This window comes from Pseudomonas sp. Pse79, from assembly GCF_024519615.1.
In the GTDB taxonomy this organism is placed as follows: Bacteria; Pseudomonadota; Gammaproteobacteria; order Pseudomonadales; family Pseudomonadaceae; genus Aquipseudomonas; species Aquipseudomonas veronii.
The window spans coordinates 1-26,468 of sequence record NZ_JALJRR010000044.1; the positions used below are offsets into that span (position 1 = coordinate 1).

General features: G+C 63.9%; 26 protein-coding genes and 2 pseudogenes. 13 read left to right on the top strand and 15 right to left on the bottom strand.

Features of this window, described 5'->3' with window-relative positions:
* Positions 1–218: 218 nt before the first annotated feature.
* From NR164_RS29290 to nirS, 11 genes are read right to left on the bottom strand one after another with little or no spacing between them, the layout of a single operon-like run.
* Positions 219–1,673: a cytochrome D1 domain-containing protein gene (locus NR164_RS29290; protein ID WP_057004357.1), complete on the bottom strand. Its 1,455-nt coding sequence runs from the start codon at positions 1,671–1,673 to the stop codon at positions 219–221.
* Positions 1,670–2,494: a uroporphyrinogen-III C-methyltransferase gene (gene cobA / locus NR164_RS29295; protein ID WP_017849359.1), complete on the bottom strand. Its 825-nt coding sequence runs from the start codon at positions 2,492–2,494 to the stop codon at positions 1,670–1,672. Before cobA ends, NR164_RS29290 begins: the two co-directional genes overlap by 4 nt.
* Before the next feature lie 44 nt (positions 2,495–2,538).
* Positions 2,539–3,720 (bottom strand): heme d1 biosynthesis radical SAM protein NirJ, encoded by a 1,182-nt coding sequence (nirJ, locus tag NR164_RS29300; protein ID WP_256823597.1) that lies wholly within the window; start codon positions 3,718–3,720, stop codon positions 2,539–2,541.
* 12 nt (positions 3,721–3,732) lie between these two features.
* The gene (locus NR164_RS29305) at positions 3,733–4,233 is read right to left on the bottom strand and encodes an Lrp/AsnC family transcriptional regulator (RefSeq protein ID WP_017849357.1); all 501 of its coding nucleotides are present in this window, start codon (positions 4,231–4,233) and stop codon (positions 3,733–3,735) included.
* On the bottom strand, positions 4,208–4,651 hold the full coding sequence (locus NR164_RS29310) for an Lrp/AsnC family transcriptional regulator (protein WP_046383070.1): 444 nt from the start codon (positions 4,649–4,651) through the stop codon (positions 4,208–4,210). Before NR164_RS29310 ends, NR164_RS29305 begins: the two co-directional genes overlap by 26 nt.
* Positions 4,644–5,132, bottom strand: a complete 489-nt coding sequence (locus tag NR164_RS29315; protein ID WP_032804989.1) for an Lrp/AsnC family transcriptional regulator — start codon at positions 5,130–5,132, stop codon at positions 4,644–4,646. The genes NR164_RS29310 and NR164_RS29315 overlap by 8 nt, the downstream gene beginning before the upstream one ends.
* A gap of 23 nt (positions 5,133–5,155) precedes the next feature.
* On the bottom strand, positions 5,156–5,614 hold the full coding sequence (locus NR164_RS29320) for an Lrp/AsnC family transcriptional regulator (protein WP_017849354.1): 459 nt from the start codon (positions 5,612–5,614) through the stop codon (positions 5,156–5,158).
* A gap of 1 nt (position 5,615) precedes the next feature.
* Positions 5,616–6,785, bottom strand: a complete 1,170-nt coding sequence (locus NR164_RS29325) for a cytochrome D1 domain-containing protein (protein ID WP_256823598.1) — start codon at positions 6,783–6,785, stop codon at positions 5,616–5,618.
* Positions 6,782–7,099, bottom strand: a complete 318-nt coding sequence (locus NR164_RS29330) for a cytochrome c (RefSeq protein WP_017849352.1) — start codon at positions 7,097–7,099, stop codon at positions 6,782–6,784. Before NR164_RS29330 ends, NR164_RS29325 begins: the two co-directional genes overlap by 4 nt.
* Positions 7,100–7,115: 16 nt before the next feature.
* The gene (locus NR164_RS29335; RefSeq protein WP_046383072.1) at positions 7,116–7,430 is read right to left on the bottom strand and encodes a c-type cytochrome; all 315 of its coding nucleotides are present in this window, start codon (positions 7,428–7,430) and stop codon (positions 7,116–7,118) included.
* A 24-nt stretch (positions 7,431–7,454) separates the two neighbouring features.
* Positions 7,455–8,996: a nitrite reductase gene (gene nirS, locus NR164_RS29340; protein WP_256381446.1), complete on the bottom strand. Its 1,542-nt coding sequence runs from the start codon at positions 8,994–8,996 to the stop codon at positions 7,455–7,457.
* Positions 8,997–9,323: 327 nt separating this feature from the next.
* Here nirS and NR164_RS29345 point away from each other — a divergent pair, with 327 nt between their 5' ends.
* The 6 genes from NR164_RS29345 (at position 9,324) to NR164_RS29370 (ending at position 14,845) form a co-directional block, all read left to right on the top strand.
* Positions 9,324–10,100: a CbbQ/NirQ/NorQ/GpvN family protein gene (locus NR164_RS29345; RefSeq protein WP_017849348.1), complete on the top strand. Its 777-nt coding sequence runs from the start codon at positions 9,324–9,326 to the stop codon at positions 10,098–10,100.
* Positions 10,084–10,647 carry a cytochrome c oxidase subunit 3 gene (locus NR164_RS29350; RefSeq protein WP_057004354.1) on the top strand — a complete coding sequence of 188 codons (564 nt, stop codon included), beginning with the start codon at positions 10,084–10,086 and terminating at the stop codon, positions 10,645–10,647. The genes NR164_RS29345 and NR164_RS29350 overlap by 17 nt, the downstream gene beginning before the upstream one ends.
* A 7-nt stretch (positions 10,648–10,654) precedes the next feature.
* Positions 10,655–10,891 carry a cytochrome C oxidase subunit IV family protein gene (locus NR164_RS29355; protein WP_128191883.1) on the top strand — a complete coding sequence of 79 codons (237 nt, stop codon included), beginning with the start codon at positions 10,655–10,657 and terminating at the stop codon, positions 10,889–10,891.
* A 181-nt stretch (positions 10,892–11,072) separates the two neighbouring features.
* The gene (locus NR164_RS29360) at positions 11,073–11,513 is read left to right on the top strand and encodes a cytochrome c (RefSeq protein ID WP_017849342.1); all 441 of its coding nucleotides are present in this window, start codon (positions 11,073–11,075) and stop codon (positions 11,511–11,513) included.
* A 3-nt stretch (positions 11,514–11,516) separates the two neighbouring features.
* Positions 11,517–12,938: a cbb3-type cytochrome c oxidase subunit I gene (locus NR164_RS29365; protein ID WP_046383075.1), complete on the top strand. Its 1,422-nt coding sequence runs from the start codon at positions 11,517–11,519 to the stop codon at positions 12,936–12,938.
* A gap of 65 nt (positions 12,939–13,003) precedes the next feature.
* The gene (locus tag NR164_RS29370; protein ID WP_017849340.1) at positions 13,004–14,845 is read left to right on the top strand and encodes a nitric oxide reductase activation protein NorD; all 1,842 of its coding nucleotides are present in this window, start codon (positions 13,004–13,006) and stop codon (positions 14,843–14,845) included.
* Here the strand turns inward: NR164_RS29370 and NR164_RS29375 are convergent.
* From NR164_RS29375 to NR164_RS29385, 3 genes and pseudogenes are all read right to left on the bottom strand, one after another.
* Positions 14,839–15,030 (bottom strand): hypothetical protein, encoded by a 192-nt coding sequence (locus tag NR164_RS29375; protein ID WP_017849339.1) that lies wholly within the window; start codon positions 15,028–15,030, stop codon positions 14,839–14,841. The two genes, NR164_RS29370 and NR164_RS29375, sit on opposite strands and share 7 nt — an antisense overlap.
* Positions 15,027–15,713: a Crp/Fnr family transcriptional regulator gene (locus tag NR164_RS29380; protein WP_017849338.1), complete on the bottom strand. Its 687-nt coding sequence runs from the start codon at positions 15,711–15,713 to the stop codon at positions 15,027–15,029. The genes NR164_RS29375 and NR164_RS29380 overlap by 4 nt, the downstream gene beginning before the upstream one ends.
* A gap of 132 nt (positions 15,714–15,845) precedes the next feature.
* Positions 15,846–16,301 (bottom strand): annotated as a pseudogene (locus NR164_RS29385) (hemerythrin domain-containing protein); the annotation flags it as partial.
* Between the two features lie 208 nt (positions 16,302–16,509).
* On the opposite strand from NR164_RS29385, the pseudogene NR164_RS29390 reads away from it, so the two are divergent.
* The 7 genes and pseudogenes from NR164_RS29390 to NR164_RS29420 all read left to right on the top strand — a co-directional run.
* A pseudogene (locus NR164_RS29390) lies at positions 16,510–17,475 on the top strand (sigma 54-interacting transcriptional regulator); the annotation flags it as partial.
* A 133-nt stretch (positions 17,476–17,608) separates the two neighbouring features.
* On the top strand, positions 17,609–19,741 hold the full coding sequence (gene nosR / locus NR164_RS29395; protein WP_256823599.1) for a transcriptional regulator NosR: 2,133 nt from the start codon (positions 17,609–17,611) through the stop codon (positions 19,739–19,741).
* A gap of 11 nt (positions 19,742–19,752) precedes the next feature.
* Positions 19,753–21,654 carry a TAT-dependent nitrous-oxide reductase gene (gene nosZ / locus NR164_RS29400; RefSeq protein ID WP_017849334.1) on the top strand — a complete coding sequence of 634 codons (1,902 nt, stop codon included), beginning with the start codon at positions 19,753–19,755 and terminating at the stop codon, positions 21,652–21,654.
* 194 nt (positions 21,655–21,848) lie between these two features.
* Positions 21,849–23,087, top strand: a complete 1,239-nt coding sequence (locus NR164_RS29405; protein ID WP_057006108.1) for a nitrous oxide reductase family maturation protein NosD — start codon at positions 21,849–21,851, stop codon at positions 23,085–23,087.
* On the top strand, positions 23,087–24,010 hold the full coding sequence (locus NR164_RS29410) for an ABC transporter ATP-binding protein (RefSeq protein ID WP_017849332.1): 924 nt from the start codon (positions 23,087–23,089) through the stop codon (positions 24,008–24,010). The genes NR164_RS29405 and NR164_RS29410 overlap by 1 nt, the downstream gene beginning before the upstream one ends.
* Positions 24,007–24,837 carry an ABC transporter permease gene (locus NR164_RS29415; protein WP_046383080.1) on the top strand — a complete coding sequence of 277 codons (831 nt, stop codon included), beginning with the start codon at positions 24,007–24,009 and terminating at the stop codon, positions 24,835–24,837. Before NR164_RS29410 ends, NR164_RS29415 begins: the two co-directional genes overlap by 4 nt.
* A gap of 31 nt (positions 24,838–24,868) precedes the next feature.
* Complete coding sequence (locus NR164_RS29420; RefSeq protein ID WP_017849330.1) at positions 24,869–25,384, top strand: nitrous oxide reductase accessory protein NosL; 516 nt, start codon at positions 24,869–24,871, stop codon at positions 25,382–25,384.
* Positions 25,385–25,397: 13 nt separating this feature from the next.
* Here NR164_RS29420 and NR164_RS29425 read toward each other — a convergent pair whose 3' ends face one another.
* Entirely contained in the window at positions 25,398–26,078 is a 681-nt protein-coding gene (locus NR164_RS29425; RefSeq protein WP_046383082.1) for a Crp/Fnr family transcriptional regulator, read from the bottom strand.
* Between the last annotated feature and the right edge of the window lie 390 nt (positions 26,079–26,468).

Sequence of the window (26,468 nt, forward strand, 5' to 3'; positions counted from 1 at the left end):
GTGGGAGCTGTCGAGCTTCAGCGAGGCTGCGATAGCGGGCTGTCAGGCAGCAAAACTGTCAGCAGTACCGGCCCCGTCGCAGCCTCGCCGGGGCTCGACACCTCCCACACTAGATCGCCATGTCCGCCCGCAGCGCGGTCTCTTTGTGGGAGTTGTCGATTTCCATTTCAACCCATGCCGGGGTTTCCTCGCTGGCGAGCAGGTGCCCGGCGCGAGGTTCAGTGTGATGTGCCTTCGGCAAATTCGACTTTGTTGCCCACGTTGTACTTGCCCGACGGTTTGTTCATCGGGATGCGCTTGATCTCCTTGAGTGTCTGGCTGTCATAGACGATCAACGCCCCATCGTTGGCCCAGATGCTCAGCAACAGGTAGCGGCCGTCGCGGGTGAATTCCACGTGGGCGGCGGTCTTGCCCGGCATTGGGCGTAGGGTGTGGGCGATTTCCAGGGTCTGTTTGTCGATCAGGTGAATCGCATCGTTGTCCGGCCCGAAAAACACATCGCTCCACACATAACGCGAATTGGCATGGCTGCGCATGAAAAAGCCCGGGCCGAGGGTGGGGATCTGCTTGATCAGCTTCCAGGTCTTGAGGTCGATCACCGAGATTTGCCCCTTGCTGATATTGGGCGTGGCAAACACCCACTCACCATTGCGCTGCCAATACGTCCCCGAGCCCAGGTGCGGCATGCCGGACAGTGGGATGTCGGTGACCACGTGGCCGGTGTCCAGATCGATTACCTGGCCGCCGCCGGCCTTGCGTGAGGTGGCGACCAGTTGGCGATAATCCGGGGAAAACGAAAAGTCATCGAGCACGTCCTGGGCCTGGATGCGCCGGGGTTCGAAGCTGGGTCGGGCGGCGGCATAGGACAGTTCCCAGACTTCATTCACGTCCTTGAGTGCCACGATAAAGCTGTTGCGCGGCGGGGCGGTGTACACCGCGCTGACCCGCGACGCGGTGTCGAGGGTCTTGACCAGCGACAGGTCGCGGGCATCCAGCACCACCAGGTTGCCCGGCAGGTAATTGCCCACCAGCACCCAGCGCCCGTCCTTGCTCACCGCGAGGTTGCGGGTGTTGAGCGCCACGCGGGTTTCGGCGATCAGCTTGAGGTTGTGCAGGTCGTACAGGCTGATCCAGCCGTCGCGCGAGGCGAAGTACACAAAGCGCCCATCGGGGGAGAATTTCGGCCCGCCGTGGACCGCGAAATGGGTCGGGAAGCGGTCCAGCACGGCAAAGGTGTCACCGTCGAGAATGTCGATGTGATGGTCGCCGGACTCCACTACCACAAACAGGTTGAGCGGGTCGGCATGATGCTGAGGCGTGGTCGGCAAGCGGCTCAGGTCTGCCAGCAGGGTGTGGCTGTTATGGATGTCCTGCTCGTTCCAGGTCGCCGGTGTGGCGGGCGGTTGCTGCAGGAAATTCGCCAGGCCGTCGATCTGCGCAGCACTCAACTGTGGCGCAAACGCCGCCATCTGACTGGCCGGGCGCCCTTGCTCGATGACCTTGCGCACTTCCTCCGGCTTGATCCGTCCCAGGCTTTCCGGCAGCAACGCCGGGCCGCTGGCGCCGATGCGGTTGACGCCATGGCAGCTCGCGCAGTGACGCTGGTAGTCCTCGGCCGGCGTGCCGTGGGCGGCGGCGGCCCAGAGCAAGGGCAGCAGTAGCAGGCGTTTCATACCGCCACCGCTTCGCGGGCCGGCGACAGGCTGGCGGGGAAGTGCAGGGCGGCTCCGGCGAACAGGTTGACCACATGGCCGATCACCGTCAGGGTCGGCACACCGGGTTCGCAGTCGGCGGCCATCGTCGGCAACTGGCGCAGGGTGCCACGGGCCACCTGCTGGTCGGCTCGCGCGCCGTTGCTGATCAGCGCCGCTGGGGTGTCCGCCGGCAGGCCCGCCGCCACCAGGTGTTCGGCGATCAGCGCGAGGTTCGACAGGCCCATGTAGAACACCAGCGTCTGGCTCGGCTCGGCAAGGCTGGCCCAAGGCAGCTTCAACGCGCCGTCGCGTTGCAGGTGCCCGGTGACGAAGCGGCAGGAGTTGACCAGATCGCGGTGGGTCAGGGGGATGCCGGCATAGGCGCTGCACCCGGACGCGGCGGTGATGCCCGGCACCACCTGGCAGGGCACGCCTCGGGCCAGCAGGTATTCCAGCTCTTCGGCGCCACGGCCGAAGATAAACGGGTCGCCGCCCTTGAGGCGCACCACCCGTTGCCCCTGGTCGGCCAGTTCGGCCAGCAGTTCATTGAGTTGATCCTGGGGCAGGCTGTGACAGCCGCTGGCCTTGCCCACGTAATGGCGCGCGCAGGTCAGCGGGATCAGCGCCAACATCTCGGCGCTGATCAACCGGTCGAAGACCACCGCATCGGCCTGCATCAGCAGGCTCCAGGCCCGCAGGGTCAGCAGGCGCGGGTCGCCGGGGCCGGCGCCCACCAAGGCGACTTCGCCGGGGTGGAAGGGGCTGTGCAAACTGGCAGGTAAGGTGGTCGGAGTGTGCATGAGACGTCCTTGATACATCATCAGGTAGGCTGCCCCCGGTTGTGTCACCGGGTGGTCGAGCAAGGGATCAGGTTGCGAGGCTGCAGGGCGATCTCGGCGTCGCTGAGGTGGCAACCCGGGTCGGGGCCCCAAAGGTCGCCGTTGGCCCAGGCGCGGGTGCGTGTGTTGCCGTTGCAGATCGGCAGCCAGCGACACTCGGCACACCGCCCGCCGATGGTCCGCGGGTGTTCGCGCAGGCGCAGCAGCAACGGGTCGGGCCGGTCCAGCCAGAGCTGGCGGAACGTGGTGTTGCGCACATTGCCCACCGAGTGCTGCCACCAGTACGTGTCGGGGTGTACCTCGCCGGTGTTGTCGATATTGGCGATGCCACTGCCCGACGCATTGCCGCCCCAGCCGTGCAGCAGGTGTTCCAGCTGCGGATAATGCTCGGGCAGATGCTGGTGGACCCACTGCAGCAACAGCACGGCGTCGGCGTCGTTGTTGCCGCTGACGAAGTCACTGTCGACGCCGTTTTCGATGTCGTGCCAGGCCTGCTGGAAAATCAGCGTCATCGCATCGCGGCTCATCTGCCGGTGCGCGTCCAGCTGGCGGCTGCGTTTGCCGCGCCCGCTGTAGTTGAGGTGCGACAGGTAGAACTTCTGCACATCGTAGTCACGCATCAGCGCCAGCAGTTGCGGCAACTGCCCATGGTTTTCCTGGGTCAGGGTGGTGCGCAGGCCCACGCGAATGCCGGCCTCGCGGCACAGGCGGATGGCGTGCATCGAGCGCTGGAAGCTGCCCTGCAACTGGCGAAACGCATCGTGGGTCGCCTGCAAGCCGTCGATGCTGATGCCCACGTAGTCGAAGCGCGCGTCGGTGATCTGCTGGATATTGTGTTCGTCGATCAGCGTGCCGTTGCTCGACAGCGCGATGAAAAAACCTTTGTCCCGGGCATAGGCGCTGAGCTGGAACAGGTCTGCGCGCAGCAGCGGTTCGCCGCCCGACAGAATCAGCACACGCACCCCGGCCGCGTGCAAATCGTCGATCACCTGGAGCGCAGCCGGGGTGTCCAGTTCATCGCGGAACACGCTGTCGGCGCTGGTGGCGTAACAGTGTTTGCAGGTGAGGTTGCAACGCCGCAGCAGGTTCCAGATCACCACCGGCGGCCGCTCCTTGCCGGGCGGCGAGGTGCGGGGCGGCGGGCATTTTCCGGCCAGGGTACGCAGGTACTGACTGATCCGTAGCATAGGACGCTCCTTCTAAGGTGCCGGCGTCAGGCGCAGGCCGGTTTTTTTCAGGATGCGGCTGCTCACCAGCATCTCGTCGCCGCGGCAGGCATCGCCGAGCAGGAACCGCAGGTGTTCGCGGTAGCTGTCGATTTCCTCGCGGCTACGCCCATGCACCATGGCGAACAGGTTGTAGGGCCAGTCGGGACGGCGCGGGCGGCGGTAGCAATGGCTGACAAACGGCTGCGCACCGATCAATTCGCCCAGGCGCGGCATCTGCACGTCGGCCACGTCCCACACGGTCATGCCGTTGTGGCGATAGCCCAGGCGGTAATGGTTGGGCACGGCGGCGACACGCCGGATCGCGCCTTCAGCCTGCAGGTGCTTGAGCAAGTCGAGGGTCGACTCGACGCTGATGCCCAACTGCTCGGCGAGCCAGGCCCAGGGATCGTCCAGCAGCGGCAGGCCACCCTGGGTGAGGGCGACCAGGCGCAGGGCCAGGTGGTGGTCAGACCGGGAAATACAGACCGACATGGTAGGTTTGCTCCTTCGGCAGATTGAGCACCGCCAACCCCGTCAGGGTCTCGATGCGGGACAGCGTGGCGGCCAGTTCGGCCTCGGTGCCGCAGGCCAGCACGAACCACATGTTCCAGCGGTGTTCGCGGCGGTAGTTGTGGGCCACCTGGGGCAGCGCGTTGAGTTGTTCGGCGACCGCGTCAAAGCGCGCGTCGGGTACGGCCAGCGCAGCCAGGGTGAAGGCGCCGCCGAGGCGTTCGACATCGAACATCGGACCGAAGCGCGTCAGCACCCCGTCTTCGAGCAGGTCGTGCAGGCGGTCGAGCACTTCACTCGGGTGGCTGTGCAGTTCCTGCGCCACCTGCCGCCAGGGTTCGCGCACCAGCGGCAGGCCGTGTTGCAGGCGATTGATCAGGCGCCGGTCGAGATCATCCATGGGCCCATACCTGCGACGACGGCGGCGTAAAGCGCCCGCCGCATTGCTTGAAGGCGTGGGTGCTGAACAGCAGCTGGTGCGGCAGGTCACTCAGTTGCTGCTGTTCCAGCATCCGCTGGATATGCGCCGTGACCTCCTTGCGTTCGCGGCCATGCACCATGCAGAACAGGTTGTAGCGCCACTGCGGCAGGCGGCGTGGGCGCTGGTAACACAGGTTGACACCGGGCGCGCGGCCCAGGCGGTTGCCCACTTCGTCCACCAGCGCATCGGGCACGTCCAGCACCAGCATGGCATTGGCGACAAAGCCCAGGGCGCGGTGATTGAGCACCAGGCCGACACGGCGGAACAGGCCCTGGTCCTGCCATTGCTGCATCTGCTGCAACACCTGGTCGTGATGCGCGCCGATCTGTTCGGCGAGGTTGTCGTAGGGCCGCGAGACAAGAGGCAAGCCGCGTTCCAGGCATTGGCGCAGGTCGAGCATTTGCTCTTGGCTCAGCGGGATGATCACGGATGCGCTCCCAGGGAGAACCCGAGGTCGATGCGATAGGCGGTGAGCATCGGCAGATCCAGGGGAATGAGGCCGGTGTCTTGTTCCAGCTCGTCGAGGATCTGTCGCAGGTGCTGACGGTGTGGGCCGGTCAACACGAACCACAGGTTGTACTGATGCTCGCGCGCATAGTTGTGGTTGACTTCCGGGTACTGGCTGACGCGCCGTGCCACCTGTTCCAGGCGTTCGACCGGCACCGCCAGGGCAGCCAGGGTGCTGGCGCCGGCGCGGGTGTGTTCGAACACCGGGCCGACCCGCGACAGCGAACCGGCCAGTTCCAGGCGGTGCAGGCACGTCATCAATTGGGCCTCGCTGCAGCCCAGCACCTGGGCCATTTCGCGATAAGGTTCGGCGCACAGCGGCATGCCGTGCTGGTAGCGTTCGATCAATTGACGGCTAAGCAGGTCAAGGTCCATCTCAATACCCCATTTTTTGCGCGCGGCTGCTGAAGAAAATTCCACTGGGACTCAAGGCCGGCAAGGTCTTGAGCAAGGTCATGCGGTACGGGTCCCAGACCTGCACCTGCTCACCGTCGCGCACCGACAGCCAGAGCTGTTCGCCACGCCCGGTGAACTCCATGTGCAGCACCCCGGGACCGGGGCGCAGGTCGGCCACCACTTTGTGGGTCTCGGTGTCGATCACCTGTACGCGGTCGTTGTCCGGGTAGGCGAAATTGACCCACAGCTGGCGCCCGTCGGGGCGTGCGGTGACGAAAATCGGTTGGCCGGCGACATCGATGGCGGCGGTCTGCTGCCAGCTGCGTGCATCCATCACCAGCACCTGGTGATGGCCGACGGCGGGCACGAAGGCTTGGTTGTCGGCCACGGCCCAGCCTTCGAGGTGGGGCATCTTGTATACCGGCAGTTTTGCCTGGCCGCGCCCGTAATCCGCGAGCACGCGTTTGACCCCGTGCTCGGGATGCCACAGGTCGAGCTGGGCCATGCCGTCCTCACCGAACAGCCCGGCCATGTAGTAACGGCCATCGGCAGTGATCAGCGCGTCGTAGGGTTGTTCGCCGATGCCGCGGAACCGGGTGATCTGCGGGGTGTTGCCCTGGCTGAAGTCGACGCTCCAGATCTCGCCGGTGTCGAACAGGCTGAACACGAAGCGCTGGCCGGGCGCATCCACCAGGCCCACCACCCGCGAGCGTTTGCCGTCGGCCAGGGGCGTGGCGGGAATGTCGGCCACCTGGGCCAGGGTCTGCGCATCGAACACCTTGACCCCGCCGGGTTGGTAGTTGGACACGGCAATCAGGCGGCCATCCTGGCTGATGGCGCCGCCGATGCTGTTGCCGCCCTGGATGATGCGTTTTTCAACGCGTTGGCGCAGCAGGTCGACTTTGGTCAGGCCGCCATCGCGGCCGAAAATGTAGGCGTAGCGCTGGTCGCGGGAAAACACCGCCGAGGCATGGGACAGGTCGCCCAAGCCGTCGATCCGGCTCAGCTCCGTCATCCCGCTGGTCTCGATGATTTGCACACTGGCGCTGGCGCGTTCGATCACCAGGCCCAGGTCGCCAGTACCGCGCAGCGGTGGTTGGGCACAGGCACCGAGCAGCAGGCACAGCGATAGAAGAGTGGGGCGCATCATGGTGCGGGGCTTCCTTGCAAGAGGCGTTCGACCAGCCAGGCGATCTCGCTGGAACTGAGCAACGGCGCCCAGCCGGGCATCGCGCGGGCAGGGCGGCCATAGGTAATGGTGGCGGTCAGGCTGTCGCGGCTTTGCCCGGCGAGGGCCGCCGGGGTGAGGGGCGGGCCCAGGCCGCCGGTGAGGTACAGGCCGTGGCAGGCGCCACAGTCCTGGGTCAGCAGGTGTTCGAGGCGGGCGGCGTCCGGTGTGGCCAGCGCCCATGTGGGAATCAGCAGGAACAGCGCCATGGCCGTACCGATCATCGATGCATTCATGGCGCGCTCCTTGTGCTTATTTCAAGGTCAGGACCCATTCGGCCAAGACCTTGGCTTCGTCTTCCGTCACCATATTCGGTGGCATCGGAACCGGCCCCCAGTTGCCTTGGGTGCCGTTTTTGATGTGGCTGGCGAGGGTCACGGCGGCGTCTTTCACCCCGGCGTTCTTGGCCGCGACGTCCTTCAAGGCCGGCCCCACCAGTTTGCTGTCAACCATGTGGCAGCCGACGCAGGGTTTGCTGCTGAACAAGGCCAGCCCGTCTTGGGCGAAGGCCGGTTGCAGGCTGAATGCGGCGGCACAGGTCAGCAGTGCGAGGAGAGTATTTTTCATCGGAAGTCCTTGTGTTGATGGGGCTCAATAAATGTCGTGTTGGGTGTTGTAGACGTTGAATTTTCCGGTTGGGGTGATCAGGCGCTTGTCCTTGATAACAGCTTTGAGCTTCAGGGACTTGTCGTCGATCACAACCAGCGCCGATTCCTCGGTCTGGCCGTTCCACACCGAGAACCACACCTCGTCGCCGGCCTTGTTGTATTCCGGCTGCACCACGCGCAGCGCGCCTTGCTTGATGCCGGCGTATTCGGCGATCGGCAGCACCGTGTAACCCTTGTCCAGATGGTCGATGTCAAACACCGCGGCCGACTGGCTCAGCTTGGCGTCGGGGTTGAGGGTGGTGTCGACATACAAATGCCGGGAGTTGGGATGGGTCTTGATGAACAGCGAGCCGCCGCCCTGGCCCTTGAGCGATTCCACCTGTTTCCAGGCGTATTGCGGGTGTTTGATCGGGTCGGTGCCGATCACCGAAATACCGCCGTCGCCCAAGTGGCTGGTGGCCCAGACCGGTCCGTAGGTAGGGTGTACGAAGTTGGCGCCACGGCCTGGGTGCGGGGTCTTGCCGACCTCGACCAACGCAGTGAGCTTGCGCTCCTTGGAGTCGATCACCGCGACCTTGTTCGAGTTGTTGGCCGCCGTCATGAAGTAGCGGTGCGTGCTGTCCCAACCACCGTCATGCAGGAACGGTGCGGCGTCGATGGTGGTGATGGTGAGGTTCTTGATGTCCTGGTAATTGACCAGCATCACCTTGCCGGTTTCCTTGACGTTGACGATGAACTCCGGCCATTCGTGGGAGGCGATGATCGCCGCGACGCGGGGCTCGGGGTGATATTCCTGCTTGTCGACGGTCATGCCGCGGGTGGACACGATCTGTTTGGGCTCCAGGGTCTCGCCGTCCATGATGGTGAACTGTGGCGGCCAGTAGGAACCGGCGATGGCGTACTTGTCTTCGTAGCCCTTGAATTTCGAGGTCTCCACCGAGCGCGCCTCGATGCCGACCTTGATCTCGGCGACCTTGGTCGGTTCGGCGGGCCACAGGTCGATCATGTCGATCTTGGCGTCGCGGCCGATCACCAGCAGGTAGCGGCCCGAGGCGGAGATCCGCGAGATGTGTACGGCATAACCGGTGTTGATCAGTTTGACGATTTTCTTGCTGTCGCCATCAATCAGCGCAATCTTGCCGTCGTCGCGCAGGGTGACGGAGAACAGGTTTTCCAGGTTCAGATCGTTCAGCTGTTTCTTCGGACGGTCTTCGGGCTTGACCAGCACTTTCCAGGTCTTGAGGGTTTCGGCCATGCCCCATTCCGGCGGGGTTGGCGCGGTGTGCTGGATAAAACTGGCCATGTGGCTGATCTGGGTTTTGGTCAACGCATTGGAGGTGCCCCAGTTCGGCATGCCGGCGGGGGAACCGTAGGTGATCAGCGCTTCCAGATAGGCCTGGCCACGGGCCTGGGTGATGTCCGGTGTCAGCGGTTTGCCGGTGGCACCCTTGCGCAGCACGCCGTGGCAACCGGCGCAGCGCTCGAAGTAAATCTGTTTGGAGGTGTCGAAGTCGGCCTGACTCATGTCCGGCGCGCCGGCGGTTTTCACTTCGGCCGGCTGGGGTGCGCCATGGGCGCTCAAGGGCAGTGCCAAGGCCAACGCGCAACTCAGTGCGGCGAGGCTCAGGGTGAAGGGTTTTCTGTTGCGAGTCAGCATTCCATTTACTCCTCAGGCGGGACCTTTGCGTTGCCTCGCAACACGGTGCGGGGCGCAGGTTCTTCGTGCGGGGCCAGACTAGGGGGCAGCACCGCAAACTTCGCTTGATCACGATCAAGTTTGTCTCGGGCGGTGCTTGCCAGGTTGTCGCAGGGGCCCTTAGCGTGGCCATCAAACCCGCTGTGGATGCCTGTCATGACTGAGCCCTTCTACCAACCCCTGGACAATGAACACCTGCTGTTCGAACACGCCTGGCGCCACCGCATGCCGGTGCTGATCAAGGGCCCCACGGGCTGCGGCAAGACCCGTTTCGTGCAGCACATGGCGCATCGTCTGAACTTGCCGCTGTACACCGTGGCCTGCCACGACGACCTGAGTGCCGCCGACCTGATCGGCCGTCACCTGATCGGCGCCGAGGGCACCTGGTGGCAGGACGGCCCGCTGACCCGTGCCGTGCGCGAAGGCGGCATCTGCTACCTGGACGAAGTGGTCGAGGCGCGTCAGGACACCGCCGTGGTGCTGCACCCGGTGGCCGACGACCGCCGCGAGTTGTACCTGGAGCGCACCGGCGAAGTGGTCAAGGCGCCGCCGTCGTTCATGCTGGTGGTGTCCTATAACCCCGGTTACCAGAACCTGCTCAAGGGCATGAAACCCAGCACCCGCCAGCGTTTCGTCGCGATGCGCTTCGATTACCCGGCCGTCGAGGGCGAAGCGCGCATCGTGGCGCGCGAGGCCCAGGTGGACCTTGCCCTGGCGACCCAGGTGGTGCGCCTCGGCCAGGCCTTGCGCCGCCTCGATCAACACGACCTGGAAGAAGTGGCCTCCACGCGTCTGCTGATTTTCACCGCGCGCCTGATCGCAGCCGGCATGCCCATTCGCGAAGCCTGCCTGGCATGCCTGGCCGAGGCGCTGACGGACGACCCGCACACCGTGACCGCCTTGATGGACGTGGTCGATGTGTACTTTGCCTGAACCGCGCCGCCTGCCGGGCGACCTGGCGATGTGGTTTTTCATCCTCGCCGAGTTGTCGGTGTTCGCGATTCTGATCCTCGCGTTCGCCGTGACCCAGGCGCTCAAGCCCGAGGTGTTTGCCGAAGGGCGCGCGCAACTGGACACCTCCACCGGGCTGGCGATGACCTTGAGCCTGTTGACCGCCGGGCTGCTCGCGGCGTTGGCGTTGCAGCAGGTGCGATTGCAGCGCTGGCGGCGCGGTGCCGGCTTGTTCGTCGCGGCGCTGTTGGTGGCGCTGGTCTACGTGGCGATCAAACTCACCGAGTACGCCCACCTCGGCGCTGCCGGGCTGGGCCTGGAGCACAGCACGTTTTTTACCTTGTACTGGCTACTGACCGGGTTCCATTTCCTGCATGTGCTGCTGGGCATGGTGATTCTCGCGTGGCTGGCGCTGGGCTGCTGGCGCGGCGGGCTGTCGGTCGGCGGGCTGGAGTCGGGGGTGCTGTATTGGCACATGGTGGACCTGGTGTGGGTGGTGCTGTTTCCGTTGGTTTACGTGATTGGATGAGGTACCGATGTCCATTTCCCAAGGGCTGATCGTGTGTTGGGCCACGTTGGTCGTGCTCAGCGTCGGCACCGTGCTCGCCGGCGGCTCCGGGCTGTGGCTGGCGGTTTTGCTGCTGGCGGTGGTCAAGGCGTGGCTGATTGCCGATGGGTTCATGGAGTTGCGGCATGCTCCCAGGTTCTGGCGTCGGCTGGTTCTGGGTTGGCCGGTGGTTCTGGTGTTGGTGGTGGGGCTTGTGGGGGGCTGAATGGCCATTCAGCAGTGTTCAGCCAATACCAGAAAACAGGCACTGTCACCGCCGCAACCGACCCAGACTCAATCCCCCAAGAATACTTGACCACCCCGATCAACAATTCTTGATCGCCATCAAGCGGTTTTCACCCTCCACCTTCCTATCATGACCCCCGCCAAGCCATGAGGAAGCGACCATGTCAGAGACCTTCACCAAGGGCATGGCCAGGAACATCTATTTCGGAGGAAGCGTGTTCTTCTTCCTGATTTTCCTGGCCTTGACCTACCACACCGAACAAACCTTTCCCGCCCGTAGCAATGTCGACCAGCTCACTGAATCGGTGATCCGCGGCAAAAGCGTCTGGGAGCGTAATAACTGCGTCGGTTGCCACACCCTGTTGGGCGAAGGCGCGTACTTTGCGCCGGAGCTGGGCAATGTGTTCAAGCGTCGTGGGGGTGACGAAGGGTTCAAGCCGTTCCTGCACGCCTGGATGAAAATGCAGCCCCTTGGGGTGCCGGGGCGTCGCGCCATGCCGCAATTCAACCTCAGCGACCAGGAGGTGGACGATATGGCCGAGTTCCTCAAATGGAGCTCGAAGATCGATACCAATAACTGGCCACCCAACAAGGAGGGCTGAGCCATGCGCAGCGCCAATCCCTATCTGAAATTCCAATCCCAGGCCGTGGCCAAACCCTACTTTGTGTTTGCCTTGATCCTGTTCGTCGGCCAGGTGCTGTTTGGCCTGATCATGGGCCTGCAATACGTGGTGGGCGACTTTCTGTTCCCGTTGATCCCCTTCAACGTGGCGCGGATGGTCCATACCAACCTGCTGATCGTCTGGCTGTTGTTCGGCTTCATGGGCGCCGCCTATTACCTGATACCCGAGGAGGCCGACCGCGAGCTGCACAGCCCCAAACTGGCGATCTTGCTGTTCTGGGTGTTTGCCGCAGCCGGGGTGTTGACCATCCTCGGTTACCTGTTGGTGCCCTATGCGGCACTGGCCAAGCTGACCCATAACGAACTGCTGCCGACCATGGGCCGCGAGTTCCTCGAGCAACCGACCATTACCAAAATGGGCATCGTGGTGGTGTGCCTGGGCTTTCTCTACAACATCGGCATGACCCTGCTCAAGGGCCGCAAAACCACGGTCAGCATGGTGATGATGACCGGCCTGATCGGCCTCGCGGTGTTCTTCCTGTTCTCCTTCTACAACCCCGGCAACCTCGCACGTGACAAGTTCTACTGGTGGTGGGTGGTGCATCTTTGGGTAGAAGGCGTGTGGGAACTGATCATGGGCTCGATGCTGGCGTTCGTGCTGATCAAGGTCACCGGCGTCGACCGTGAAGTGGTGGAGAAATGGCTGTACGTGATCATCGCCATGGCTTTGATCACCGGGATCATCGGCACTGGGCACCACTTCTTCTGGATCGGCGCACCCGAGGTGTGGCTGTGGGTCGGCTCGATCTTCTCGGCCCTGGAGCCGCTGCCGTTCCTGGCGATGGTGATGTTTGCCTTCACCATGGTCAAACGTCGGCGGCGCCAGCACCCGAACCGCGCGGCGACCTTGTGGGCCAAGGGCACCACGGTGACGGCGTTCTTCGGCGCCGGGGTCTGGGGCTTCCTGCATACGCTGGCACCGGTCAACTTCTACACCCACGGTACCCAGCTCACGGCGGCCCACGGTCACCTGGCGTTCTTCGGGGCCTACGCGATGATCGTGATGACCCTGATCAGCTACGCCATGCCACGCTTGCGCGGCCTCGGCGAAGCGCCCGATGCGCGTTCGCAGACCATTGAAATCTGGGGCTTCTGGCTGATGGTGCTGTCGATGGTGATGATCACCTTGCTCCTCACCGCAGCCGGTGTGGTGCAGGTGTGGTTGCAGCGCTGGCCGGCGGACGGTGTGGCCTTGCCGTTCATGGCCACGGTCGAGCATTTGACCGTCTTGTTCTGGGCCCGGTTGGCCAGTGGCGTGGTGTTCCTGCTGGGGCTGCTCTGCTACCTGTACAGCTTCCGCCAACGCCAAGCCGTCGCCGGTGCGCCGGCGCCGATTGTGTATTGATCGTCAATCCCTAAGACGGCGGCCCGGCTGGTACAGCGGGCCGTTTTACGTTTGGAGCACGGCTCATGGCCTTTACCCTGGAATTGGAAGAGTGGGTCGGCAGCGTCTGGCACCGCTTCATCACCCGCCGTGCCAATGTCGATTTCCCCGAGGCGCAGGTCGCGCTGACGGACCATCAGCGCAGCCTGGCCCTGTTGTTCCGCGCCCTGGGCGGCGCTGGCGGGATGGCGTTGGAGGCGGCCTGCGAGCGCGACCTGTTGCTGCGCCGCAACCTGTTGATGCGTATCGCCGGCACCTGCAAGCAAGCCCCCCTGGCGTCCTGCGACGGTAACCGCTTGCGCTTGCCGGCACGCCTGGCGGTGTTTCCCGATGCGGCGCTGAATCACGAGTTGTACCGCTGGCTGGCGCTGCTCGCGGCCCACGCCGGGCCGATGAGCCACTGGGCGCGCGACAACCAACGCTGGACCTGGCTGCTGTTGCAGCGCTACCCGGCGATGCTGCCGCGCTACCAACGCCTGGTGGAGGCGCACCTGCAACTGCGCCCCGACCCTGCCAGCCTCAAACCCGACGAAGCCGCCCTGGAGCGGGCCTTGCGCAAGGCCCTGCGCGAACCCGGCAGCGTGCGTCACTTGCCGCGCAGTTCACGGGCCGCCTGGCCGTTGCCGTTATGGCTGTACCCGGCGCTGCAGTTGGACACCGCGCAAAATACCGACCTGGAAGAGGAGGGCGACGACCTCTCAGCCCCGCCCGGCGAGCAGCAAGGCGGGCCCAAGCGTGCCACCCGCGTTGACGACGCGAGCCGCGATGGCGGCCTGCTGGTGGTGCGCCTGGAAAACCTGTTCAGTTGGAGCGAACACGTCGACCTCGATCGCTGGTCCGACGACAGCCAGGACCCGGACGCCGCCCGCGTCGCCGAAGACCTCGACCAGTTGAGCCTGTCGCGCCAGCGCGTGCGCAAGAGCGGCGGGCTCAAGCTGCACCTGGATCTGCCGCCCGCCGATGTCGACGACATCCCCTTGGGTGACGGCATCAAGTTGCCCGAGTGGGATTATCGCCGGCAGTGCTTGCAGGAAGGCTTCGTCAACCTGCAATTGATGCAGCCGCGTTGCGACGCCCCGCAACCCTTGCCCGCGCGCTTGCAGGCCCAGGCCCAGCGCTTGCGCCGGCAATTCCAGAGCCTGCGCACCGACCGCCAATGGCAGCGCCAGCAGCCCCAGGGGTCAGAGGTCGACCTGCAGGCCTGGCTGGATTTTCATGTGCAGCGCCAGCAGGGCGCCTGCGCCGAGCGTGGGCTGTTCCTTGAACAACGCCACACCCACCGCGACCTGGCGTGCCTGTTGCTGGCCGATCTGTCGATGTCCACCGATGCCCATGTCAACGATGAGCAAAAGGTCATCGATGTGATACGCGACAGCCTGCTGCTGTTCGGCGAAAGCCTGGCCGGGGCAGGGGATCGCTTTGCGTTGTATGGGTTTTCTTCACTGCGGCGGCACCAGGTGCGCTTGCAGGTGCTCAAAACGTTCCAGCAAGCCTATGACGACCGCACGCGCGGCGCGATCCAGGGCCTCAAGCCGGGCTACTACACGCGCATGGGCGCGGCTATCCGTCAGGCTACCCAGTTGCTGGGCGCCTGCCCGCAGCGGCGCAAGTTGCTGTTGTTGATCACCGACGGCAAGCCCAATGACCTGGACCTGTATGAGGGACGTTACGGCGTGGAGGACACGCGCCAGGCGGTGGTCGAAGCGCGGCGCCAGGGCTTGATTCCGTTCTGCATCACCATCGACAAACAGGCCGGCGACTATCTGCCGTACATGTTCGGCGCCCATGGTTTCACCCTGATCCATCGCCCCGAACAATTACCGCAACGCCTGCCGCAGCTGTATCGGCAGTTGACCGAGACTCAGTAAAAGTCCCTGGGCAACCAGAAGAACATCACCACGCAGAACAGCGTCAGGCCCAGGCAGAACCACTGGAAACGCTTCAGTCGGCGCGCCTGGGTGCTGGCGTGGGCCTCGGGCAGCGGTGTGGCGCAACGCTCGCACAGGTCGCGCTCCACGGCATTGCCGTGCTGGCAGACCAGGCAGGTTTTCACTCGAATTGCTCCAGGCGCGGGCGGTCGAGAATTGCGATCTGCCGGCCGTCCTGGGTGATGATTTTCTCGTCGATCAAGCGTCGGATAATCCGCGAAAACGTCTCCGGCTGGATCGACAGGTGCCCGGCAATCAGTTGCTTGGCCATCGGCAGCTCGAAGCTGCAATCGGTGGTGCTTTGCAAGCGCACCAGTTGCGTGAGCAGGTAGCGCACCACGCGGTGGGTGGCGTTTTTCAGCGACAGGGTTTCGATCTCGTTGACCCGCTGGTGCAGGCGCACGCACAACTTGCCGAGCAGGGCGAAGGTCAGGCGGCTGTTGCTCTGCAGCAAACGCATGTAGGTGGCATTGGACAGCCGGTACAACTGCGTGGGGCACACCGCTTCGGCGCACGCTACGTAGTTGGGCGTATCCATCAGCATCATGGCTTCGGCGAAGGTCTGCCGTTCGCCGATCACCTCGAACACCTTCTCCTGGCCGTCCGGGGTGAGGCGGTAGATTTTCACCGCGCCGGCGATCACGAAGTAGAACGCATCGGCCGGTTCGCCCTGGCGGAACAGCGGTTCGCCTTTGTCGACACTGAGCAATTGGCTGCTGCTCATCAGCTCGTTCAACTGCGCCTCGTCCAGGGGTTCGAACAAGTGGTGGCTGCGCAGGATCTGGTGATGAACACGATGGAGCACCATCTTGACCTCGGGGAATATCGGGAAGGGATACCCAAGGTTAATCCTGTTGGCGTCGGCCGTACTTGATCTACGACAAGGGCAGCGCACAGGCAACGCTGCACGATCGTCGCAGTGAACGCTTGTGAAAGTGCGCTATGCGCGGGCCGCGGCGAGGCTGGGCGCGGCCCGGGCAAACAATATGTCGTTCTCCAGGCGGATGTGTTCGCGCAGGTCGGCATGAAAGGCGCTCAGCTCGCGGTACAGGCTGCGCCAGGTATTACAGGCCTCGGCCGGCGGGGTGATCTGGTTCGTCAGGCTCAACAGCTGCTCCAGGGCCTCGGCGTGTTGGTCGTGCTCGTAGCGCATCACCTGGATCGGCGTCGACGCCTGCGGCCCCATGCCCATTTGCAGCATCGGGAACAATACCTGTTCCTCCTTGAGCATATGGCTCTCCAGTTCCTGCTGCATGTCGAGCAGCAGGTCGGCCAGGCCGTTGGGGCATTGCAGGTGCTGACCGTGGACCTGTTCGACGCGGCTCGCCATGCGGACCAGTTCCGGCAATTGCTCGCGATGACGTGCGTGGTAGCGCGCCAGCAGATGGTCGATCAAGTGGTCCTGGGTTTGGGTGTTCCAGTCGCTCACGGTCATCGGGCTTTCCTCATCGGCAATACGGGTATGAACCAGTGATTGCAGGCAGCGTGCCAATTTTAACGCATTGAAAAGTAACGATTTATCCCGGAGTAAGGTAATCATGACCACACGCTTCCAGGGTGCTCTGAACCCCAGGAGGGTCGAAATGACCGCGCCGCTCGACGGCATCCTCGGCCAGAGCGCGGTGTTGCAGGAGTTGCTCGACGAGCTGGCGCTGCTGGCCGAAACGCAGTTGCCGGTGTTGTTGCTCGGCGAAACCGGGGTCGGCAAAGAGCTGTTCGCGCGGCGCCTGCATCGTCTGTCGCAACGCGGCAACAAGCCTCTGGTGCAGGTCAACTGTGCGGCGCTGCCGGAGGCGTTGGCCGAAAGCGAGCTGTTCGGTCACGTCAAGGGGGCCTTCTCCGGCGCCACCCACGACCGCGCCGGGCGGTTCGATGCGGCCAACGGCGGCACCTTGTTCCTCGATGAGGTCGGCGAATTGCCCTTGAGCATCCAGGCCAAGCTGCTGCGCACCCTGGAGAATGGCGAGATCCAGCGCCTGGGCGCCGATCGGCCATTGCATGTGGATGTCCGCATCATTGCCGCCACCAATCGCCACCTGCCCGACCGCGTGCGTGACGGCCTGTTTCGCGCCGACCTGTATCACCGGCTGTCGGTGTACCCGCTGCCGATCCCGGCGTTGCGCGAGCGTGGCGAGGATGTGTTGCTGCTGGCGCGGCATTTCGCTGAGCTCAACCGCGAGCGCCTGGGCTTGCATGACCTGCAACTGTCGCCGGCGGCGCAACAGGCGCTGCTCGAGTACGCCTGGCCGGGCAATGTGCGTGAGCTGGAGCATGTGATCAGTCGCGCCGCGTTGAAGCAGCTCAGTCGTGGCGAACCGCGCAGTTCGGTGATCCGCCTGGAACCGCACGCCCTGGGCCTGGACACGGCCGCCGTCGCGGTGGAACGAGCCATGCCCGCGTCATCGATCGAGGCCTTCCAACCCTTGGCGGTGGCGGTGGACGAGTGCCAGCGCTGGAACATTCGCCACGCCCTGGAACACTGCGCCGGCAATTGGGCGAGTGCCGCGCGCTTGCTTGGCGTGGACGCGAGCAACCTGCACAAGCTGGCGCGGCGCCTGAAGCTCAAGTAAGAGGTGCGACAACGCGCCAGCCGTGCGTATGCGCCGCACCCTCATCGGACTCGACTTGATTTCGATCAAGGGCCACTTGCCATCGTCGCCCCACTATCGGGGCCCTCTTCAGCCCGACGCCTCAAGGGACTCCATGACTCGCTCCGCGCGCTTGACACGCCACTGGCTGACGCTGCTGGTGGTGTTGCTCATCACCAGCTTCACCGCCCAGGCCCGGCCTTACGGCGACATCGAACAGCAGCGTATCGAACGCGCTTTCCCCGCCCAGGATGCGGTCTCCGCGCCAGACGGTCCGTTCAAGGTGCGGACCATTTCGACTGCCGGCAAGCCCATTGGCTACGTGTTTCAGAGCCTGGATGTGGTGGCGATCCCGGCGTATTCGGGCAAGCCGATCAACACCCTGGTGATCCTCGACGCCGCCGGGGTGATCCGCGATGCCTACGTGCTGGAACACCACGAGCCGATCCTGTTGATCGGTATTCCCGAGGTCAAACTGCACGAATTCACCGCGCACTATTCCGGCGTCGATGTGCGCCAGCGCGTGGTGGTCGGGCGTTCCAGCGATCCGAAGGCGGTGACGGTGGACGCGATTGCCGGCGCGACCGTGACCGCGATGGTGGTCAATGAAGTGGTGATGCGGGCGGCCCATGACGTGGCGGTGTGGCTCAAGCTGATCGACGGCAAGGCCGCGACCGCGCAGAAAGTCGCGTTGATCCGCACCGACCGGTTTGACCCCGCCACCTGGGCACAATTGACCGGCAATGGCGCGATCCGCCGCCTGCATTTGACCCGGGGCCAGGTCGACGCGGCCTTCAAGGACACCGCCGCCGAAGGCGCCGAGGCCGCGGATGAGACCTTCATCGACCTCTATGTGGCCGACATCAACCCGCCGAGCATCGGCCGCAACCTGCTGGGCGAAGAGCACTACCGCAACCTGATGCAGGGGCTCAAACCCGGCGAACAGGCCATCGCCGTGCTCGGCCGTGGGCTGTTTTCGTTCAAGGGTTCGGGTTATGTGCGCGGCGGGATTTTCGACCGGGTGCAGTTGCGCCAGTTCGGCAACGTGATCAGCTTCCGCGACCTCGACCACCAGCGCATCGACGATGTCTACGCCGAGGGCATCCCGGCCTTCGACGAGATGTCGGTATTCATCGTGCGCCCGCAGGCCGGCTTCGACCCCGGCTCGCCCTGGACCCTGGAACTGCTGGTGCGGCGCCAGACCGGCCCGGTCAGCGGCACGTTCAGCAGCTTCGAACTGCCTTACCAGATGCCCGAACAGTACCTGGAACGGCCGCTGCCCACCGCCGCCGAACAAGCCGCGCTGGATGAGGCCAGCCGCCCACTGTGGTTGAGCATCTGGTACCAGAAACAGGTGCAGGTCATGGTGCTCGGCGTCGCGCTGCTGCTGCTTACCGCGATCCTGTTCCTGCAGGACAGCCTGGCCCGGCGCCCGCGCCTGCTGCACTGGCTGCGCCGCGGCTACCTGGTGTTTACCGTGGGGTTCATCGGCTGGTATGCGCTGGGGCAGTTGTCGGTGGTCAATGTGCTGACCTTCGTGCATGCGCTGGTCCAGGACTTCCGCTGGGAACTGTTCCTCACCGACCCGCTGATCTTCATGCTCTGGGTCTTCACCGCCGCCAGCATCCTGCTCTGGGGGCGCGGGGTGTTCTGCGGCTGGCTGTGCCCGTTCGGGGCCTTGCAGGAACTGCTCAACGAGGCCGCGCGCCGCCTGAAGATCCGCCAGTTCGAATTGCCCTTCGCGGTGCATGAACGGCTGTGGGCGATCAAGTACCTGATCCTGCTGGTGCTGTTCGGCCTCTCCCTGGAATCCATGGCCACCGCCGAACGCTTTGCCGAAGTGGAACCGTTCAAGACCGCCATCACGCTCAAGTTCGACCGCCAGTGGTGGTTCGTGCTCTACGCCGTGGCGTTGCTGGTGATCAACCTGTTCACCCGCAAAGTCTACTGCCGCTACCTCTGTCCCCTCGGCGCCGCCCTGGCGATCCCCAGCAAGTTCCGCCTGTTCGACTGGCTCAAGCGGCGCCAGGAATGCGGTAACCCGTGCCAGCTGTGCGCGAAGGAATGCGAGATCCAGGCGATCCACCCGGACGGCCATATCAACGCCAACGAATGCCACTACTGCCTCGACTGCCAGATGACCTGGCACAACGAAAACAAATGCCCGCCGCTGATCAACAAACGCAAGAAGCGCAACAAGGCGGCGCCCGAACAGATTCCCGTAGTGCAGATAAATCCCAACGCTTGAAGGAGCAACCCATGAACGATACAGACGATAAACATGACGGCCTGACCCGGCGCAGTTTCCTCGGCACCGGTGCGGTGACCGGCGCCGTACTGGCGGGTGCGTCGGCCCTCGGCGGCGCGGTGTTTACCCGTGAATCCTTCGCGGCGGCGGCCAAGGACGCCAAATCGAAAATCCATGTGGAACCCGGCCAGCTCGACGATTACTACGGCTTCTGGAGTGGCGGTCACCAGGGCGAAGTGCGGGTGATGGGCGTCCCGTCGATGCGCGAGCTGATGCGTATCCCGGTGTTCAACGTCGATTCGGCCACCGGTTGGGGCCTGACCAACGAGAGCAAGCGCATCCTCGGCGAGGGCGCCAAGTACTCCAACGGCGATTGCCATCACCCGCACTTGTCCACCACCGACGGCCACTACGACGGCAAGTACCTGTTTATCAATGACAAGGCCAACAGCCGGGTGGCGCGCATCCGCCTGGACATCATGAAGTGCGACAAAATCCTCACCGTACCGAACGTCCAGGCCATCCACGGCCTGCGCCTGCAAAAGGTGCCCTACACCAAGTACGTGTTCTGCAACGCCGAATTCATCATCCCGCACCCCAATGACGGCCGAAACTTCGACCTGCAGGATCGCAACAGCTTCACCATGTTCAACGCCATCGATGCGGAAAAAATGGAGATGGCCTTCCAGGTGATCGTCGACGGCAACCTCGACAACGCCGACATGGACTACACCGGCAAGTACGCAGCGGCCACCTGCTACAACTCGGAAAAGGCCACCGACCTGGCCGGCATGATGCGCAATGAGCGCGACTGGGTGGTGGTGTTCAACATCCCGCGCATCGAAGCGGCGATCAAGGCCGGCAAGTTCATCAATGTGGACGGCGTCAAGGTGCCGGTGGTGGACGGACGCAAATCCGAGGACGGCAAGGACAGCGAGTTCACCCGCTACATTCCGGTGCCGAAAAACCCCCACGGCTGCAACACCTCGCCGGATGGCAAGTACTTCATCGCCAACGGCAAGCTGTCTCCGACCTGCACCATCATCGCCATCGACAAACTCGACGACCTGTTCAGCGGCAAGATCAGCGACCCGCGCGGTGTGGTGGTCGGTGAACCGGAGCTGGGCCTGGGCCCGCTGCACACCACCTACGACGGACGCGGCTTTGCCTACACCACGCTGTTCATCGACAGCCAGGTGGTCAAGTGGAACATCGCCGAGGCCATCCGTGCCTATGGCGGCGAGAAGGTCAACTACATCAAGCAGAAGCTCGATGTGCAGTACCAGCCCGGTCACAACCATGCGTCGCTGACCGAAACCCGCGACGCCGACGGCCAGTGGCTGGTGGTCTTGAGCAAGTTCTCCAAGGACCGCTTCCTGCCCACCGGCCCGCTGCACCCGGAAAACGACCAGTTGATCGACATCTCCGGCGATGAAATGAAACTGGTCCACGACGGCCCGGCCTTCGCCGAACCCCATGACTGTGTGATGGCGCGCCGCGACCAGATCAAGACCAAGAAAATCTGGGAGCGCAACGATCCATTCTTCGCCGAAACGGTGGCCATCGCCAAGAAGGACGGGATCAACCTGGAAACCGACAGCAAGGTGATCCGCGACGGCAACAAAGTGCGCGTGTACATGACCTCCATGGCCCCGGCCTACGGGCTTTCGGAGTTCACCGTCAAACAGGGCAATGAAGTCACCGTGACCATCACCAATATCGACATGATCGAAGACGTGACCCACGGCTTTGTCATGGTCAACCACGGCGCGAGCATGGAGATCAGCCCGCAGCAGACCTCGTCGATCACATTCATTGCCGACAAGCCCGGGCTGCATTGGTACTACTGCAGCTGGTTCTGCCATGCCCTGCACATGGAAATGGTCGGGCGGATGAAGGTCGAGCCCGCCTGACACGCTGTTTGAGAAACGACACAAGGCAAATGTGGGAGGGACGGTGCGACGATTCGACTTGCTCCCGATGGCGGTGAATCAGTCACAGATGCATCAACTGACACACCCTCATCGGGAGCAAAGCTCCCTCCCACTTTTAGCCGCATTTCCTTTAAGAGGACATCATCGTGGCTCGATCACTCGTCATCCTGGTGATGCTGATAGTGGCTTCGGCGGGAGCGGTCGCCGCCGTTCGCCCCATCACCGACTTACCCCTGCAAGCCGACGGCCCCAACCGTTGGCGCTTGCCTGCCGGCGAGTACCGGGGCTCGTTCCGCATCGACCAACCGCTGCAATTGACCTGCGCCCCCGGCGCCATCTTCCAGGCCGAAGGGCAGGGCAACGGCCTGCTGATCAGCGCGCCGGATGTCAGCGTCCAAGGCTGCACGTTCCTCGATTGGGGCGACGACCTCACAGCCATGAACGCCGCTGTGTTCATCCAGCCCCAGGCGCGTGGCGCGCAAGTGCTGGGCAACCGCCTGCAAGGCCAGGGCTTTGGCATCTGGGTCGATGGCACCCAGGACGTGAGCGTGATCGGCAACCGCATCCAGGGTGACACCTCGGTACGTTCGCAGGACCGTGGCAACGGCATTCACCTGTACGCGGTACACGGTGCCCGCGTCATCGATAACCACGTGCGCGACACCCGCGACGGCATCTACATCGACACCTCCAACGGCAACCTGCTGCAAGGCAACACCCTGGAAGACCTGCGCTACGGCATCCACTACATGTTTGCCAACGACAACCAGGTCCTGGGCAACACCACCCGCCGCACCCGCACCGGCTATGCGTTGATGCAAAGCCGCAAGCTGACGGTGATCGGCAATCGCTCCGAGCAGGACCAGAACTACGGCATCCTGATGAACTACATCACCTATTCGACCTTGCAGGACAACGTCGTCACCGATGTGCGCGACGGCTCCACCGGCGACACCATGATCGCCGGCGGCGAAGGCAAGGCACTGTTCATCTACAACTCGCTGTTCAACCGCATCGAAAACAACCGCTTCGCGCGCAGCGCGGTGGGCATTCACCTGACCGCCGGCTCCGAAGACAACCGCATCGCCGGCAACGCCTTCATCGACAACCAGCGCCAGGTCAAATACGTCGCCAGCCGCTTGCAGGAATGGTCGGCGGACGGCCGGGGCAACTACTGGAGCGACTACCTCGGCTGGGACCGCAACGGCGATGGCCTCGGCGATGTGGCTTACGAGCCGAACGACAACGTCGACCGCCTGCTGTGGTTGTACCCCCAGGTGCGGCTGTTGATGAACAGCCCCGGCATCGAGTTGCTGCGCTGGGTGCAACGTGCGTTTCCGGTGATGAAGTCGCCGGGTGTGATGGATAGCCACCCCCTGATGCAAGCCCCCACTCAGAAGGAACCTGCATGATGAATGTCGTCGAGATCGAAGGCGTCAGCCAGCGCTATGGGCGTGCCACGGTGCTGCACGACCTGAACCTGAGCCTGGCCCCCGGCGAAGTCCTGGGGTTGTTCGGGCACAACGGCGCGGGCAAGACCACGGCGATGAAGCTGGTGCTCGGCCTGCTGCGCGCCAGCGCCGGCGAGGTGCGGGTATTCGGCCGTGCGCCGAGTGATCCCCACGTGCGTCGCTGGCTCGGTTACCTGCCGGAAAACGTCACGTTCTATGCACAGTTGAGCGGCGTCGAAACCCTGCGTCACTTTGCCCGGCTCAAGGGCGCGCCGATGCATCAGGTCGACAGCCTGCTGGACGACGTCGGCCTGACCGCGGCGGCAGGGCGGCGGGTCAAGACCTATTCCAAGGGCATGCGCCAGCGCCTCGGGTTGGCCCAGGCCTTGCTCGGCGAGCCGCGCCTGTTGCTGCTCGACGAACCTACCGTGGGCCTCGACCCGTTCGCCACCCAGGACTTATATCGCCTGCTCGACCGCCTGCGTGCGGCCGGCACCAGCACCATCCTGTGCTCCCACGTGCTGCCGGGCGTCGAGGCGCACATCAACCGTGCGGCGATCCTGACCCAGGGCCGCCTGCTGGCCTTGGGCAGCCTGGCGCAGTTGCGCGCCGAGGCCGGCTTGCCGACGCTGATCCGCACCTGCGGCTTGCAGCGCGTCGAATCGCTGCAACAACGCTGGAGCGCCGCCGGCCATGTCACCCGGCGCTGGGGCGTCGAAGGGCTGCAAGTGGCGGCGCACAACGGCAGCAAGGTGCAACTGCTGCGCCAACTGCTGGCCGAGGACAGCCCCAGCGACGTGGAAATCCTGCCGCCGTCCCTTGAAGACATCTACCGGCATTACATGGACAGCGCGATGGTCACGGCACAGGAGGCGGCCTTATGAACCCGATCTGGAACATGGCCCGCAAAGAGTTCTGCGACGGCCTGCGCAACCGTTGGCTGTTGGCGATCAGCCTGTTGTTCGCGGTGCTGGCCATCGGCATCGCCTGGCTGGGCGCCGCCGCCGCCGGGCAACTGGGCTTCACCTCGATCCCGGCGACCATCGCCAGCCTGGCCAGCCTGGCGACGTTCCTGATGCCGCTGATCGCGCTGTTGCTGGCCTACGACGCGATCGTCGGCGAAGACGAGAGCGGCACCTTGTTGCTGTTGCTCACCTATCCGTTGGGGCGCGGGCAGATCCTGCTCGGCAAGTTCGTCGGCCATGGGCTGATCCTCGCGCTGGCCACGGTCCTCGGCTTCGGCTGCGCGATGCTCGCCATTGCGTTGCTGGTCGACGACGTGGACTTCGCCATGCTGCTCTGGGCCTTTGGCCGGTTCATGCTGACCTCGGCCCTGCTTGGCTGGTGCTTTCTCGGGCTGGCTTATGGTCTGAGCAGCCTGTGCGCGGAAAAATCCACCGCCGCCGGGCTGGCGCTCGGCGTGTGGTTCTTCTTCGTGCTGGTCTTCGACCTGGCGCTGCTGGCCTTGCTGGTGCTCAGCAAAGGCCAGTTCAACCCGCAGGGGCTGCCCTGGTTGCTGCTGCTCAACCCCACCGACGTGTATCGGTTGATCAACCTCTCGGGTTTCGGTACGGGCACCCAGTCCGTCGGGGTCATGGCCCTGGGTTCGGACCTGGACGTGCCGCCGCTGGCCCTGTGGGCGTGCCTGCTGGCATGGGTGGCCGTGCCGCTGGCACTGGCCTACGGGCTGTTCCGCCGCCGTGCGGCGTGAGGATTTTTTTATGACTGCTGGAGTGAGTGAAATGGGTTTCAAGACACGGGTAGTGGCGGCCTTGTTGGTCGGCTTGTTGATGAGCGCCTGCGACAAGGCGCCGGAGTCGAGCTTCAGTGACGCGCCGGTGGCGTTTCATCCCAACGACGAGTGCCACGTGTGCGGTATGGTGATCAACGAATTCCCCGGGCCCAAGGGCCAAGTGGTGGAGCGGGGCGGGGTGAAGAAATTCTGTTCTACCGCCGAAATGCTCGGCTGGTGGCTGCAACCGGAAAACCGGCACGACGACGCGAAGCTGTACGTACACGACATGGGCCGCAGCCAATGGAATGCCCCGGACGACAAGCACCTGATCGACGCCCGCACCGCGTACTACGTGATCGGCACCGGGCTCAAGGGCGCCATGGGCGTGGTCCTGGCTTCGTTTGCCGATGAGGCCAAAGCGCAGAAAGTCGCGGCGGACACCGGTGGCCGGCTGTTGCGTTTCGAGCAGATCGACCTGGCGCTGTTGCAGCAACCGATGCCGATGATGCACAGCGGGCATTGACCGCGAGGGGGTATCAACCGGCTTGATACCCCATCAACTGTTCTGCGTTCAGGATTCGAATGGTGCGTTGGCGCACCTCGATCAAACCGCCTTCCACCAGCCGATGCAGAATCCTCGAAAACGTCTCCGGCTGAATCCCCAGCTTCGACGCCACCAGGCGCTTGGGCACCTGCAACACCACCTCACCGCTGACGTCGTCGCGCTCCTGGAACAGGAAATTGATCACCCGGCGACTGGCATTGGCCAGGGTCAGGGTGTCGATGTCCTGGAGGCGCTGATGCAGGTGAATACTCATGCTCGCCAGAATCGCCAGGCAAATGGCCGGTTGGTCTTCCAGGGCGCGGCGATAGTGTTGGCCTTCGATACTCACCAGCACGCTGTCCTTGAGCGCGGTGCCACTTACCGGGTACGCCTTGGCCTGGGTGAACAGCAGCGCTTCGGCAAACGTCTGGCCGGGGCGGATGACTTCCACCAGATGCTCCTGACCTTCGCCAGTGACCCGGTGCAGCTTGATCTGGCCGCTGACCAGCAGGAAGAACCGATCGGCGGGATCGCCCTGGTGCATGAGCGGGGTGTGATTGGGCAAACGCTTGAGACTGGCCAGGGTGCAGACATCCTGGAAGGTTTTTTCAGGCAGCCGGCTGAACAGGTGATGCCTGCGCAGGGTTAGAACGATGTTGGGATGGGTGAGCATAAGGGCCTCCGCGGTTCATCAGGGTAGGGCGGCCCGGGGTTTGGGGATATGCCTCGAAGGGGGTACCTCTTCCCACGTTCGGTCAGCTTGGGTTAAAGAGGCGGCCTTAATGTGGGAGGGGGCTTGCCCCCGATGGCGGTGGATCACTTATGCATGCAGTGGCTGACACACTGCTATCGGGGGCAAGCCCCCTCCCACATTTGGATCTCCATGGGTCAGATAGACCTCATTCTGTATTTGCTCTTGCTCTTAGGCGCGGTCTTATAGCCAACCTGATCCTGCAAGCCGAATGCGGTCAAAATGTGGGAGGGGGCTTGCCCCCGATGGCGGTGGAGCAGTCATGCATGTAGTGGCTGACACACTGCCATCGGGGGCAAGCCCCCTCCCACA

Coding starts and splice junctions, on each gene's coding strand:
- NR164_RS29290 (WP_057004357.1), bottom strand. CDS start 1,673: ATGAAACGCCTGCTACTGCTGCCCTTGCTCTGGGCCGCCGCCGCCCAC.
- cobA (WP_017849359.1), bottom strand. CDS start 2,494: ATGCACACTCCGACCACCTTACCTGCCAGTTTGCACAGCCCCTTCCAC.
- nirJ (WP_256823597.1), bottom strand. CDS start 3,720: ATGCTACGGATCAGTCAGTACCTGCGTACCCTGGCCGGAAAATGCCCG.
- NR164_RS29305 (WP_017849357.1), bottom strand. CDS start 4,233: ATGTCGGTCTGTATTTCCCGGTCTGACCACCACCTGGCCCTGCGCCTG.
- NR164_RS29310 (WP_046383070.1), bottom strand. CDS start 4,651: ATGGATGATCTCGACCGGCGCCTGATCAATCGCCTGCAACACGGCCTG.
- NR164_RS29315 (WP_032804989.1), bottom strand. CDS start 5,132: ATGCTCGACCTGCGCCAATGCCTGGAACGCGGCTTGCCTCTTGTCTCG.
- NR164_RS29320 (WP_017849354.1), bottom strand. CDS start 5,614: ATGGACCTTGACCTGCTTAGCCGTCAATTGATCGAACGCTACCAGCAC.
- NR164_RS29325 (WP_256823598.1), bottom strand. CDS start 6,785: ATGATGCGCCCCACTCTTCTATCGCTGTGCCTGCTGCTCGGTGCCTGT.
- NR164_RS29330 (WP_017849352.1), bottom strand. CDS start 7,099: ATGAATGCATCGATGATCGGTACGGCCATGGCGCTGTTCCTGCTGATT.
- NR164_RS29335 (WP_046383072.1), bottom strand. CDS start 7,430: ATGAAAAATACTCTCCTCGCACTGCTGACCTGTGCCGCCGCATTCAGC.
- nirS (WP_256381446.1), bottom strand. CDS start 8,996: ATGAGTCAGGCCGACTTCGACACCTCCAAACAGATTTACTTCGAGCGC.
- NR164_RS29345 (WP_017849348.1), top strand. CDS start 9,324: ATGACTGAGCCCTTCTACCAACCCCTGGACAATGAACACCTGCTGTTC.
- NR164_RS29350 (WP_057004354.1), top strand. CDS start 10,084: ATGTGTACTTTGCCTGAACCGCGCCGCCTGCCGGGCGACCTGGCGATG.
- NR164_RS29355 (WP_128191883.1), top strand. CDS start 10,655: ATGTCCATTTCCCAAGGGCTGATCGTGTGTTGGGCCACGTTGGTCGTG.
- NR164_RS29360 (WP_017849342.1), top strand. CDS start 11,073: ATGTCAGAGACCTTCACCAAGGGCATGGCCAGGAACATCTATTTCGGA.
- NR164_RS29365 (WP_046383075.1), top strand. CDS start 11,517: ATGCGCAGCGCCAATCCCTATCTGAAATTCCAATCCCAGGCCGTGGCC.
- NR164_RS29370 (WP_017849340.1), top strand. CDS start 13,004: ATGGCCTTTACCCTGGAATTGGAAGAGTGGGTCGGCAGCGTCTGGCAC.
- NR164_RS29380 (WP_017849338.1), bottom strand. CDS start 15,713: ATGGTGCTCCATCGTGTTCATCACCAGATCCTGCGCAGCCACCACTTG.
- nosR (WP_256823599.1), top strand. CDS start 17,609: ATGACTCGCTCCGCGCGCTTGACACGCCACTGGCTGACGCTGCTGGTG.
- nosZ (WP_017849334.1), top strand. CDS start 19,753: ATGAACGATACAGACGATAAACATGACGGCCTGACCCGGCGCAGTTTC.
- NR164_RS29405 (WP_057006108.1), top strand. CDS start 21,849: ATGCTGATAGTGGCTTCGGCGGGAGCGGTCGCCGCCGTTCGCCCCATC.
- NR164_RS29410 (WP_017849332.1), top strand. CDS start 23,087: ATGAATGTCGTCGAGATCGAAGGCGTCAGCCAGCGCTATGGGCGTGCC.
- NR164_RS29415 (WP_046383080.1), top strand. CDS start 24,007: ATGAACCCGATCTGGAACATGGCCCGCAAAGAGTTCTGCGACGGCCTG.
- NR164_RS29420 (WP_017849330.1), top strand. CDS start 24,869: ATGGGTTTCAAGACACGGGTAGTGGCGGCCTTGTTGGTCGGCTTGTTG.
- NR164_RS29425 (WP_046383082.1), bottom strand. CDS start 26,078: ATGCTCACCCATCCCAACATCGTTCTAACCCTGCGCAGGCATCACCTG.